Below are 13,256 nucleotides of genomic sequence, written 5' to 3'. Positions count from 1 at the left end.
TCAGCAACAGACTGTTACTGATAATGGGACGCTTAAGCTTCAACTATTTTAATTCAGAACTACTGTCTAGCTGTAGGCTGCCAGTGACGCTATCGGCCGTGCAGGCGCTGCTGGCAGCCGGAAGCGACTAATTAATCAACGCTAAGTTTGTCTGTTTGACTAATACTTAGAGAATCGGCGATAGCAACCGTGAAAAGGTCTGCTTAAACTTCAACCAGAAAGGCTGATCTTCGAAATCTTGAACCGTAATTAGGCTGCTGAGCGCTTGGTCACGTAGGAAGACGCTTTCCAATTCTTTGGCGAGATCCGTATCGTATAAGAAGGCATTCACTTCAAAGTTCAACTTGAAGCTTCGGAAATCCATATTGGCTGAACCGACCGAAGCGACCTGACCATCAATGACGATGGTCTTGGCATGAATGAAGCCATTATTGTAATAATAAATCTTCACGCCGGCTTCAGCGAGTTCACGCGCATAATATTGCGTTGCCCGGTAAACAAATGCATGGTCCGGCTTGTCTGGAACCATAATCCGAACATCGACACCGGACATCGCCGCAATTCGAATGGCGTCTAGCACGGAATCATCGGGGATTAAATACGGGGATTGAATCCACAGCCGGTGTTGCGCAGTCATAATCATCTTGATGTATCCCATTTTGATCTGCTGACCATCACTATCGGGACCACTCGAAACAATTTGTAACGACGTGTTCCCTTTTACTTTAATCACTGGGAACATTTCAGAAGTTGGAATAATGCGATGTTCCGCATCCGTTGCGTTCCAATCACGAATAAACCGTTCTTGCAGTTCGAAGACGCCGGAACCCACAATGCGCAAATGGGTGTCGCGCCAATAACCGAACTTCTTGTCACGCCCAAGGTACTGGTCACCGACGTTGAAACCACCGACATAGCCGACACGACCATCTGTCACCACAATTTTACGGTGATCACGGAAGTTTAATCGGAAGTCGAGTACTGCGGAATGCGCACCCAAGAACGGCCGCGCGTGCCCGCCAAGTTCTTCTAAATGCTTGAAGAAACTGCGGAACGTCCCCATTGACCCCCACGGATCATAGAGCACCCGCACGTCCACGCCTTGAGCCGCTTTACGTTCGAGCAAGTGTAATAGTTCGTTTCCAATCTTATCATTGTAAAACGTGTAATATTCAATATGAATATGTTTTTGCGCCGCTTCAATATCCTGAAACATGGCGTGAAACTTTTCATGACCATCCGTAAAAATTTTAACCCGGTTCTTACGACTTAACAGTGCCCCGTCCGAATTCAAAAACAGGCTGACCATCCCGCGAACCGAACTCGTAACCGCATCGGCCGGCATTAGTTCGGCCCCCAGCTCCTCGCGTTGGCGTTGAATCATCTGGTCTAATCGAATCTGAGTTTCCTTTTTCAAACGGAAGATCCGATTCTTCGGTAGCTTCCGGCCAATGAACGCGTACGCAACGAAACCGGCGACCGGAATCATGATCAACACTAACAGCCAAGCCCACGTCGCCGCAATATCACGCCGGTCGCGAAAGACCGTGATAACTGCCGCCACCGCGTTAATAATCACGATGACGTTAAAAATTGGCAAAATATATTGCAATGAAGGCACCCACCTATTCTAATAATAATTTCATTTTACCGCAGAACCCATAGCAATAATAATCTTTTGCGAATGTATTTTTTGCATTTCTACATAAAAACAGTAATAATCTTGTTTATTAGGGAGGATTCGCAATGTTAGCAATCTTTGGCGTTCACGGACTTGGCCCCATCCGGATGTTTCACATGACGGAACGAGTGGCTGGTCCCCGGGCCGCAGTTGGCCTGTTATTAATCATTATTCTACTAGCAGTTGCCTACAATTATTTTCGTAAGCATCGTTAAAAAACATTCTATTTAATGGGTTCCGACAACCGTCGGAATCTATTTTTTTATATTTATAATTGTAAATTAGATACCGTTTACAAAGCTTAATTTTACGCACTTTTACCGACTTTAATGTTTCCGGCCCAACTGGCGCTTTAGTGAAATCGCCTAAAACAATTTTTTAATTTGGATTAATTAGCCATTACATATTATCGGAACCCGCCTAAAATAGGCACCACTAAAACGAATTGGGGCGATGTTTATGGACTTATCACACAACCGATTACTTCGTAAGAAAGATATTAATGAGATGCTCGCCAACTATCACAGTCCCCTTCACAAGGAAATGAAAACTTTTGACCTTACCATGCTCGGAATTGGTGCCATTATTGGAACCGGGATCTTCGTTTTAACGGGGACCGGGGCACTGACAGCCGGACCCGGGTTAATGATTTCATTCGTTATCGCTGCGATTGCCTGCCTCTTTGCCTCGTTATGTTACGCTGAATTCGCCGCAATGGTTCCCGAAAGCGGGTCAGCTTACACTTACTCCTACACGACGTTAGGCGAAATCATCGCCTTCATTATTGGCTGGGACCTGATGCTTGAATACCTCTTCGCCGTCTCAACCGTTTCCGCTGGCTGGTCCGGGTATTTTCAATCATTTATTGCCGGCTTTGGCTTAAAGCTCCCCGCAGCATTGAGCGCTGCAATGGGCTCCACGCCAGGTGTCACCAGCTATTTCAACTTACCAGCATTTACTATCATTCTATTGATCACCGCACTATTATCCGTGGGCGTTAAAGAAACGAAGCGGGTCAACAACATCATGGTGGTCATCAAACTTGCCATCGTTGTCCTCTTTATTTTCACCGCCGCTCGTTTCATCAAACCCGCCCACTGGTCACCACTACTTCCATTCGGAATGAAAGGCGTCTTTACCGCGGCTTCCAGTGTCTTCTTTGCTTTCATTGGTTTCGATGCCATTTCATCAAGTGTTGAAGAAACTTTGGAACCTTCCAAGACCTTGCCCCGCGCCATGTTAACGTCACTCGGCATCTGCACCATTCTCTACGTTGCCGTTTCTGCTATCATGACCGGCGTTGTGCCTTTCCGGATGTTTGCTAAGTACATCGACCATCCCATTTCCGCCGTCTTGATCTACTCCGGTCAAAACTGGATTGCCGGGATCGTCGACATTGGTGCCATTCTTGGCATGACCACCGTTATGTTGGTCTGCTTATACGGTCAAACGCGGATTTCCTTCTCAATGTCTAGAGACGGCCTACTCCCTCACCTGTTCAGCGACATCAGCAAAAAATCGGACGCACCCGTTAAATCAACCGTCCTATTCGGTTTTATCGCCGCTATCATGGGTGGCTTTATTCCCCTCGCAGCCTTAGCTGAATTAGTTAACATCGGGACGCTGACCGCCTTCGTTTTGGTTTCATTTTCCGTCCTACACCTTCGTAAGACCCAACCTAACTTACGGCGGCCATTCCGCACCCCGTGGGTTCCATTCGTACCCATCATGTCAATCATCAGCTGTGTCTTCCTGTTAATCAACTTGAAACCCGTTACGTGGTTACGCTTCGTTATCTGGTTAGCAATCGGCATGTGCGTTTACTTTGGCTACTCAATCAAGCATTCTAAGCTTAACGGTATCATGGCCAAGAAAACCACGGTCCTAACCAAGAACGAGACTAAGGGCATCAAGTAATTCCTTAGTCACACACCTCAATATGCTTCCCATCGACGGATGATCAAACCGGCTGCAATGCCGACTTGGTTACCCGTCGATTTATTGTTTTAGGCTGTAAAATCGGCGTGTTTTGAAACTTCATTCAGCTTACAAATCCCATCATAAAGTTGATTAAAAACCGGCATTTCCAAGTGGCTAATTATTCAATCCCGACTAAAGACTAGTATAGTATGAGGCACTTATTGATTGGGAAACAGCGGAGGTCGCATACCAATGAAGAGTCAAAAAGTTCAACAGCGGTCAATCTTTGGCATGTTGATTACCCTGGGTGTCGTTTACGGCGACATCGGAACATCGCCACTATACGTTATGAACGCCATTATTAACGATAACGGCTCATTGGGGAAAGCCACGCCCGAATACGTGATTGGCTGCGTCTCCCTTATTTTTTGGGCCCTAATGTTAATTACGACAATCAAGTACGTTTTAATCGCCTTACGTGCGGATAACCACCACGAAGGCGGTATTTTTGCGCTATACGCACTCGTTCGTCACCGGGCCAAATGGTTGATCTTCATTGCATTAATTGGCGGGGCCGCGCTACTAGCTGACGGGACGCTCACCCCCGCCGTGACGGTCACTTCTGCCGTTGAAGGCTTACGGGGCATCGCCAGTTTTACGGTCTTCAGCCAACACCCGCGGCTTGTTCCGATAACCGTCAGCGTGATTTTGCTAGTCCTCTTCATGATCCAAGGCTTTGGCACGGCCGTCATTGGGCGTTCCTTTGGCCCCATCATGTTGCTCTGGTTTAGTGCGATTGGCGTCTTCGGTGTACTCAACATCGGGCAAGCGCCAGAAATTCTTAAAGCCTTCTCCCCCCTATACGCCTTGCAAGTCCTGTTTAGTCCAACCAATAAAATGGGAATTTTCATTCTCGGGAGCGTCTTTCTTGCAACGACCGGTGCGGAAGCCCTGTACTCCGACATGGGCCACGTTGGCAAAGCCAACATTGACGCGACCTGGCCCTTTGTTTACCTAACACTGACCTTAAACTATTTAGGCCAGGGCGCCTGGATTATCGGACACTACAACCACGCGCCGTGGCAAAGCGCGACCAACCTCAATCCATTTTACGAAATGATTCCAGTAAACCTCCGGATTGCCATGATCGTAGTCGCAACGCTAGCCGCCATCATTGCTTCGCAAGCCTTAATTACCGGCTCATACACCCTCGTGGACGAAGCAATCGGGCTTAAATTTCTGCCCCGCATGCTCATTCGACATCCCAGTAACGTGCGCAGTCAGATTTATATCGGTGCCATTAACTGGCTCCTATGTGCCGTTACGTTGGGTATCGTTTGGATTTTTCAAACTTCAGCGCGGATGGAAGCCGCCTACGGACTAGCCATTACCATTACGATGTTAATGACAACGATCCTACTCAGCCAGTGGATTCGCATGCGGGGACACCGCAGCTTGTCGCTAATGCTCTTAGTAGGTTTTGGGTTACTCGAAACGGTCTTTCTGACGGCCAGTTTAACGAAGTTCATTCATGGTGGCTATTTAACCTTGGGCCTAACGCTAGCCATCTTCTTAATCATGGTAATTTGGTTCTTTGGTAACCGCAGACGGCTCCAATACAACCAGGCTAATGAGCAAATCTGCCTTCTAAACTACCGCCAGCAACTGATCCAGCTTAGCCACGACGACCGTATCCCAATCTTTGCCACGAACTTGGTCTATTTGGCAAAAATCGACCGGCAACACCGGGTCAAACGATCCATTCTGTACTCCATTTTAGATAAGCGTCCCAAGCGGGCTAAAGTTTACTGGTTCATCACGATTAACGAAACTAACCGCCCTTACGACTGTAACTACAGCGTGGACATGTTAGGAACCCGCAATATTGTCGAGGTTCGCTTAAACTTAGGATTTCGTAAATCCCAACACGTGAACCTCTACCTCCGCCAAATCGTGACAACTTTAATCAATAACCACAGTATTGACACTCAGCGCTCCGCCTACGGAACGCTTCACCCCCGGTTAGTCGGTGATTTTAAATTCGTCGTTCAAAATCAGCAGGTGATGGATCTCGCAAATTACCCGGCGATGCCACAACTGGACCGCTTTTTAATTGGCGGACGCGTCCTTCTACAAAATATCACCCCTTCGCCGGCCATTTGGTACGGCTTGGAATTCAGTGATGTCTTGGAAGAAACGACGCCATTATTTACAACGCCGGCAACGGACCCAACGTTAACTAGTCTGACCGTCCGCCACGCGATGCATCCCCAAAGAGGCAAGCCCTATCACGCTAAATCATCCGATAATGACGACTGATTTCATTGCTACGCACCCATCAAAAAGCGGTATTACGGAAACTTGAAGAAATTCCGTAATACCGCTTTTTGATGATGCTAAACACGACAACTTTCACTTTAACACTTATAGATATTTCCAAATTAGCCGCTCCGTCGGGTAGCCTTGCGTGCTATGGGGGGAACTGCCCCAGCCAAAGTACGGTCTGGCGCCTCAATTCAAAGCCGATAACCCACGTCTTTGAATTGCCCCCCAAGATTGGCAGCCAAAAATCATCTGCCAATCTTGCCGACACAGCACGCAAAACTACCCGACTGCGCTAGAAATAACTTTACTATTGTTATTACCGTCAGATAATCGGAGGTTGTCACTGATGGTATCGGTCGTGAAGGTGGCGTTAGAGCGGCGCTTTTTTGCCGGTCTTTACACCATGGACGGTCCGGGACAATTGCGCTTTTTGCAATTATCTCGGGCGAGGAGCTAGACCGCACCCCAGGCTAGCTCCGGTCCCACGACCGCATATCATCAGTGGCAACCGGAATAGCTCGCAAAATTTACATTAATCTAGATACTGATACAACGGTAATCAATTCCTAAATTTTATTTTCAACCTATAATTATTGACCTAAGCTGGATTCTTTACACCATCGACAGCTTCGGTGTCCGCAGCTGATTGTTGTTCTTCAGCGTAAGCTTTGCGGTCACTGAGCTTAAAGAATGGCCAGTAACAAGCGACACTCACGATTAATTGAATCAATTGCCAAACTGGTGCGCGCCAGTCGCCCCCTGTAATGAGGTAACCGTTGATCATGGTTGGCGTTGTCCATGGTACTTGTGCGATCACCATGCCGATAACACCGTATTTAATCAAGAAGTAACTGATTCCTTGCAAGACCATTGGAACAGTAATAAATGGAATCATCAACGCAGGGTTCAAGACCACTGGGAAACCAAACATGATAGGTTCACTGATTTGGAAGATGGCTGGTAAGAAGCCTAAGCGACCCAATTGCTTGTAACGCTGACTTTTAGCAAATAGCATACAAATAACTAATCCTAAAATCGCACCGGTACCACCAATGTTCATCCCGAAGTTTAAGAAACCATCGGCAGTGATGTGAGTAGCAGCGTGGCCGTTTGAGACCGCGTTAATATTCGCCGTTAAGAATTGTAAGTAAACGGGTGAAGCGACCGCCCCGATAACGTTGTTCCCGTGAATCCCAACGGTCCACATGAGTAACGTTAAGAAGAGGATAAATTCAACACCCCAGAAGCTGTTCAAACCAACAACTAATGGTGAGAAGATGGTCTGAATAACACTGTTGATTTGAATGTTAAAGACGACCCGAATGATCCAAACAACTAGTAAAGCAGCACTACCAGGTAGCAATGATGCAAACGAACTAGCAACGGCCGGTGGCACGGCATCGGGCATCTTAATGACAATGTGACGCTTGATAAAGAAGCGCATGATTTCAGAAGATAGAATTGCAATAACAATGGCTGTAAACATCCCACTAGAACCGAGGTCGGCGAGATCAATGGTCCCCTTACTGTTCAACATCGCTAGTAAGAAGGCAACCGTCCCAATCGCCGTCCCGGATAGTGGATCAATATGGTTGGCTTTAGAGGTTTGGTAACTCATCCCAACGGCAACGATCAAAGCCAAGATACCAAACGTCATGGTAACTGGCGCTTGAAGCATGGGCTGAATTGGCTTAATAAAGTTAGCCCAACCGTTGATTGGTAGGTTGGCAATAATCATAAAGATACTCCCAAACACCGTGAACGGCACCGTAATAATCATCCCGTCCCGTAAAGCAACGAGGTATTTCATGTTCCCGAATTTGGCCAAAGCTGGCGTAAATTTATTCTGGAACCAATTAGTTAGCGTTTTCATTTTATCAACTCCTAATTTCTTTCAACACATTCACAATACCATAGGCCTGTGGTATTGTAATTAAAGAAATTGCTCACTAAATAACACAAGTTGAAGGTGAAACTATGCGCTATAGTTTTAAAGATAAGGACCGTTCGCTGCCGCTTTACTTAGATAGCATCGGCTACGATTGGCGTCAAGAGGCGGTTAACCGCCCCCAAGGCTATCCATATGTTCATTGGCTCCAGACTTACAGTGGTAATGGGATTGTAGAAATTGAAAATCAAGCCCTCAAGTTAGCTCCGGGTCAGGGCATCCTCATCAATCAAGGAATCGCGCACCGTTACCATAGTGAAAATTCTGATGAAACCACCGAATGGCGGACCGGGTACTTCACGTTTGGTGGTGCCCTGGTTAGTGAGATTACAACGACGCTGGGCTTTCACGACTACTTATACTTGGCCCAACCCGATGAGAAAATCAAAGACTTCATCAAAAATCACTACGATGAGATCGAGAACCGGGATCCATTTCGAATCTACGGCTCTTCCGAACTCGTCTACAGCTTTCTACTGATGCTCAAAAAGTATATGTTGGATAATCCGCGTAATCAGCAAAGCTACCAAAAGATTATTGCCCCAATCTTGGAACTGATCCAAGAACATTATACCGAGAACCTTGATAATACGGATTTCCAGCGGGTGACCCACTATAGTACCCAGTACATCCTAGAAACTTTTCGGACTTATTATGGCAATACACCCCACCAGATTTTAATCGATCTCCGAATTCGAAAAGCTAAAGAGTTACTATTGAACAGACCCACCCTTTCAGTTGAGGAAATTGGTAGAATGGTCGGTTTTAACACTTACAGTTACTTCATCATGATGTTCAAACGTTCTGAACGCGTGACTCCCGGAAAGTTCCGTCATTTCTATTTCTAAAAGTATATCAATTTCATTTTGTTATATTTTTACGTATATCTCGGTAATTACTTTGCCGAATGGCTATGCTAAGTTAGGGTTAACAAGTCATTCAAGGAGGCATTTTTACCATGGAATCTTCTACTAAGTTTCCTAAAGATTTTCTCTGGGGGGCCGCATCAGCAGCTTACCAGATTGAAGGCGCGCCGACCGCGGACGGCAAGGGCCCCTCAATCTGGGATACCTTTGCTAAAATCCTGGGGAAAACTAAAAACGGCACCAATGGTGATATCGCCGTTGATCATTATCACCGTTACCACGAAGACGTCGAATTAATGCAAAAAATGGGCTTAAAAGCCTATCGCTTTAGCATCGCTTGGAGCCGCATCATCCCAGATGGTGATGGTGCAATCAATCAAGCCGGTCTTCAATTTTACGTCGACCTGGTCGCCGACCTCAAAGCACACGGTGTCGAACCAGTCGTCACCCTCTATCACTGGGATCTGCCCCAAGCCTTACAGGATAAGTACGGTGGTTGGGAATCGCGCCAAGTCATTGCGGCTTTCGCCAAGTACTGCCGGGTCGTTTTTGAACGGCTGGGTGCTGACGTTAAGTACTGGGTCACCTTCAACGAACAAAACGTCTTTACTGCGCTAGGCTATCGTTGGGCTTCCCATCCGCCTAACGTCAAAGATATTAAACGGATGTACGCGGCTAATCACATCGTTAACCTCGCTAACGCCACTGCTATCAACCTCTTTCACAAGCTGGTTCCCAACGGTCTGATTGGGCCTAGCTTTGGTTACGGGGAAGTTTACCCCGCAACGAGTGACCCTAACGATGTCTTGGCAGCTGTAAACGCCAACCAGTTCAATAACGACTGGTGGATGGACGTTTACTGCCGGGGAACTTATCCGGTTAAAATCATGAAGACCTTACAAACACTCGGTATTGCCCCTGAAGTCACGTCCGCTGACGACCAGTTATTGAAGTCAGCGCACCCCGATTTCATCGGGCTCAACTACTACCACGGCGGGACGGTCGAAGCACCAACCATGACGACACCTGCACATACGAAGCAGTTGACTAACATCGACCCTTACTTGATGGCTGGTGACGCTGAAAACGGGATCACGCCTGAAAAACTCCTCTTCCATTCAGTTGAAAATCCACACTTGGAAAAGACGTCCTTTGGCTGGGAAATTGATCCAATCGGTTTTCAAGTGGCCTTTCGCCAGATTTACGAGAAGTACCAGCTTCCCATCTTCGTCACCGAAAATGGGCTGGGCGCGTTTGACCAGCTGACGGAAAAGCATCAAGTTCACGATGATTACCGGATCAAATACTTACAACAACATTTGCTTGCCCTTAAGGGTGCATTGGATGACGGCGTGCCCGTTATCGGCTACTGTGCTTGGTCATTTACCGACTTGTTGAGTTGGCTAAATGGCTATGACAAACGCTACGGATTTGTCTACGTTGACCGTAACGATACGGATGCCAAGTCGCTAACGCGTTACCCTAAGGACAGCTATTACTGGTACCAAAAAGTGATTGCTAGTGACGGTAAAACGCTACAAGACTAATCATAATTTAAATTTCGATGACTACCAAAAAGCCGTTCAGAATTATTTTCTGAACGACTTTTTTAGTATTACGGTTAAAACATGCGCCAAAAGCAGTTTATTCCACTTTAACTGTTCGTTTTATTCGTGGACGTCACCCGGTGTGGCTCCGAATCCTGGACACCTAAAACGTCGAGGAAGAAGGACACGATTGGAATCCCAATCATTAATCCCCATGCGCCTAGTAAACTTTCCATGATGATCAACGTAATAAAAGTGACAAAGACGGGTAAATCCGTCCGGTCCGCCATTAAACGTGGGTGTAAGAAGTACGACTCAAACGCGTGAATCAGGATAACAAGGATAACCACCCAGACGACCCGCATAATGCCACCAGAAGCAAACGCCAGTAAGGTCAACGGAATCATTGAGAGTAAGACCCCGGCAACCGGAATCAAGCCTAAGATAAAGACGATGATGGCCAACACCATGATACTTGGCATCCCGATGATAATGAATCCAATTGTCATTAAAATCGTGTTAATCGTGCAGATGACTAACTGCGTTTCAATAATCCTGCCCAAAATCATAACGAACTTATGGACAAGGTAATAGACGTTGCCAAAAAAGGTTTTAAATTTCGAATGCGTAAATTGGCGGCCAAACGCCATCATTCGGCCACGCGAAACGGAAAAGATGAAACTCAAAAAGATCGCTATAATCACGTGGGTAAAGCCGGTCCCAACGTGCCCTAACTCCTTAATACCGGTCATGAGTAGTGACTTACCATTCTGAATCAGTTCACTACTGTGAATGGCTTGGTTCACCCACTTATCAATGTTGGCATTCCAAACAGGATGATTCGTGATGGCCTTAGTCAGCATATCCGGAATCACTTTTAGCTGTGTGACTAGTGTTGGTGCCGCGTAGGATAACGCCCCAACAAAGATCCCGATAACTAGTAGGTACGTGACAATGACCGCAATCCAATAAGGTAAGTGCGTTTTTAAATTCAACCACCGACTGACCTTAATCCCTAAAAATGCAAAGATCGTTGTCAGTAAAATGACGGTCGCAAACCCCCGCATTAAGTAAATAACAATAATAAGAAACGCCAATGTTAAGTACATATCGACGTCGTCCCGCTTAAAAAAACGAATAATTCGATCCATCGTGAGCCCCCATCTGCTATATTAGTTGCATTATAGCATGATGATAAGTTCACCGGGAGTGATTGCCCGTTTCCTTAACTTTAATTTGACTTTCAATTAAAAACCCAGTAAGATAAACATCAATAATTAGAGAACGATTAAAAGATGAGTAGTTGGCGTAACCGTACAGCGAGTATCGGGTTGGTGGAACGATACCGGAGCAACCAATGAAGATGGTCTCGGTAACAGTTCGCTTTGATGAGCCAATGGTTAGTCAAAGCCGGTTTAACTACCCGTTAACCTAGTTGGCGATTGGCACTTTAACAGTCGCTTTGAGTAAGTAGTTAGCACTACTTAAAACCAGGTGGTACCACGGCCAAGCGTCGTCCTGAATGATGAATCACATCATTTAGGACGACGCTTTTTTCGTTCTCAATCTATTTAAAAATAAGGAGTTTGATATTATGACAACTACAACTACAATCCAAGCACCTTTCCGTTACGACGTCGTTGGTAGTCTCTTACGACCTGCTAGTCTGAAACAAGCCCACGCACAATTAGCCGCGGGTGAAATCACTCGTGATCAAGAATTAGCTATTCAACAAACTGAAATTAAGCGCATCGTCGCCGAACAAGTTAAGTTAGGCTTAAAAGCCGTCACTGATGGCGAATTTTCAAGAAGCTGGTGGCACTTAGACTTTCTCTGGGGCTTAACCGGTGTCGGCAAATATGATTACCATAAGAGTTATAAATTCAAAGGCGACCACACCAGAACGGACAATGCTGAACTCACTGGTAAAGTCGCCTATAACCCAGATCACCCGTTCTTTGCCGCTTTCAAATACTTACAGTCACTCGTTCCCGACGGTGTCTTCGCCAAGCAGACCATTCCATCACCAACGATGCTCTTCCGTGATAACCGTAGCGACAACTGGAGCAAGTTTTACGACCGTTGGGAAGACTACTTAACCGACTTAGCGCAAGCTTATCACGAAACCATCCAACACTTTTACGACCTTGGCTGCCGATATATTCAGTTGGATGATACGACTTGGGCATTTCTAATCAGCAAGTTAAACGATGACCAAACTGATCACGCTCAATACACCAAGATGGCCACCGACGCCGTCACCGTCATTAACGCAGCGTTAGCAGGTTTACCAAAAGACTTGACGGTCACCACCCACATTTGTCGTGGTAACTTCAAATCCACCTACCTGTTCTCTGGAAGTTACGACGTCGTTGCGCCGTACCTCGGACAGTTAAACTATGATGGCCTATTCCTCGAATACGATAACCAACGGGCTGGTGGGTTCGAAATTTTGGATCAAATTTGGAACCACGACGAGCACAAGCGGATCGTTTTGGGCCTCGTGACGTCTAAGTTTCCCGAACTAGAAAATCCTGCAGACATTCAGGCGCGTATCCAAGCAGCCAGCAAAAAGGTTCCCCTAGCAAACTTAGCGTTATCCACTCAGTGCGGCTTTGCGTCAACTGAAGAAGGTAATCAGTTAAGTGAAGATCAGCAATGGGCCAAATTAAAACTCGTCATCGATACGGCTAAAACCGTCTGGCCAGAAGCTTAAGTCAGATTTTTATAGAACAGGCTCGAACTACTGTTAACCAGTGGTTCGAGCCTGTTTTATTTCTTTACTAAAGATTGAAAGTGCTAAACGAGTTCAATCGTTGCCATAGCACTACTTATCATTAGAAGATTATTTCGGCGCTTCGCCAGCAGATGCTCAGAGATTGCCAGTGATGGCATCGGTCGTGATGGTGGTGTTAGCGCGGCGTTTTTTGCCGGGGTTACACCACGGACGGTTCGGGACACTTACGTTT

Annotated in this window: 9 protein-coding genes and 1 other annotated feature; of the genes, 6 read left to right on the top strand and 3 right to left on the bottom strand. The window is 46.4% G+C overall.

Features of this window, described 5'->3' with window-relative positions; genetic code table 11:
• Nucleotides 1-166: 166 nt before the first annotated feature.
• Nucleotides 167-1,612, bottom strand: coding sequence for a cardiolipin synthase (cls, locus tag IV64_RS01280; protein WP_057705355.1), 1,446 nt, complete (start codon nt 1,610-1,612; stop codon nt 167-169).
• 134 nt (nt 1,613-1,746) lie between these two features.
• Here cls and IV64_RS14525 point away from each other — a divergent pair, with 134 nt between their 5' ends.
• The 3 genes from IV64_RS14525 (at nt 1,747) to IV64_RS01270 (ending at nt 5,920) form a co-directional block, all read left to right on the top strand.
• On the top strand, nt 1,747-1,896 hold the full coding sequence (locus IV64_RS14525) for a hypothetical protein (protein ID WP_191982882.1): 150 nt from the start codon (nt 1,747-1,749) through the stop codon (nt 1,894-1,896).
• 244 nt (nt 1,897-2,140) lie between these two features.
• Entirely contained in the window at nt 2,141-3,598 is a 1,458-nt protein-coding gene (locus IV64_RS01275) for a branched-chain amino acid transporter BcaP (RefSeq protein WP_057705354.1), read from the top strand.
• Nucleotides 3,599-3,853: 255 nt separating this feature from the next.
• Entirely contained in the window at nt 3,854-5,920 is a 2,067-nt protein-coding gene (locus IV64_RS01270) for a KUP/HAK/KT family potassium transporter (RefSeq protein ID WP_057705353.1), read from the top strand.
• A 604-nt stretch (nt 5,921-6,524) separates the two neighbouring features.
• Here IV64_RS01270 and IV64_RS01265 read toward each other — a convergent pair.
• A complete protein-coding gene (locus IV64_RS01265; protein WP_057705352.1) occupies nt 6,525-7,799 on the bottom strand; it encodes a PTS sugar transporter subunit IIC in 1,275 nt (424 codons plus the stop codon).
• 104 nt (nt 7,800-7,903) lie between these two features.
• Between IV64_RS01265 and IV64_RS01260 the strand changes: the two genes are divergently transcribed.
• Entirely contained in the window at nt 7,904-8,722 is an 819-nt protein-coding gene (locus IV64_RS01260; protein ID WP_057705351.1) for an AraC family transcriptional regulator, read from the top strand.
• Nucleotides 8,723-8,832: 110 nt separating this feature from the next.
• The gene (locus IV64_RS01255; protein WP_057705350.1) at nt 8,833-10,287 is read left to right on the top strand and encodes a glycoside hydrolase family 1 protein; all 1,455 of its coding nucleotides are present in this window, start codon (nt 8,833-8,835) and stop codon (nt 10,285-10,287) included.
• Between the two features lie 107 nt (nt 10,288-10,394).
• Here IV64_RS01255 and IV64_RS01250 read toward each other — a convergent pair whose 3' ends face one another.
• Nucleotides 10,395-11,438: an AI-2E family transporter gene (locus IV64_RS01250; RefSeq protein ID WP_057705349.1), complete on the bottom strand. Its 1,044-nt coding sequence runs from the start codon at nt 11,436-11,438 to the stop codon at nt 10,395-10,397.
• A 127-nt stretch (nt 11,439-11,565) separates the two neighbouring features.
• Nucleotides 11,566-11,811, top strand: a binding site (T-box leader).
• Nucleotides 11,812-11,881: 70 nt separating this feature from the next.
• Between IV64_RS01250 and IV64_RS01245 the strand changes: the two genes are divergently transcribed.
• Nucleotides 11,882-13,003 carry a vitamin B12 independent methionine synthase gene (locus IV64_RS01245; RefSeq protein ID WP_057705348.1) on the top strand — a complete coding sequence of 374 codons (1,122 nt, stop codon included), beginning with the start codon at nt 11,882-11,884 and terminating at the stop codon, nt 13,001-13,003.
• Nucleotides 13,004-13,256: the final 253 nt, after the last annotated feature.

The sequence above is a fragment of the Lactiplantibacillus xiangfangensis genome (assembly GCF_001438845.1).
GTDB classification, from domain to species: domain Bacteria; phylum Bacillota; class Bacilli; order Lactobacillales; family Lactobacillaceae; genus Lactiplantibacillus; species Lactiplantibacillus xiangfangensis.
The sequence above is the reverse complement of the archived record's forward strand: the minus strand, read 5'-3'. Positions and strand labels throughout refer to the sequence as shown.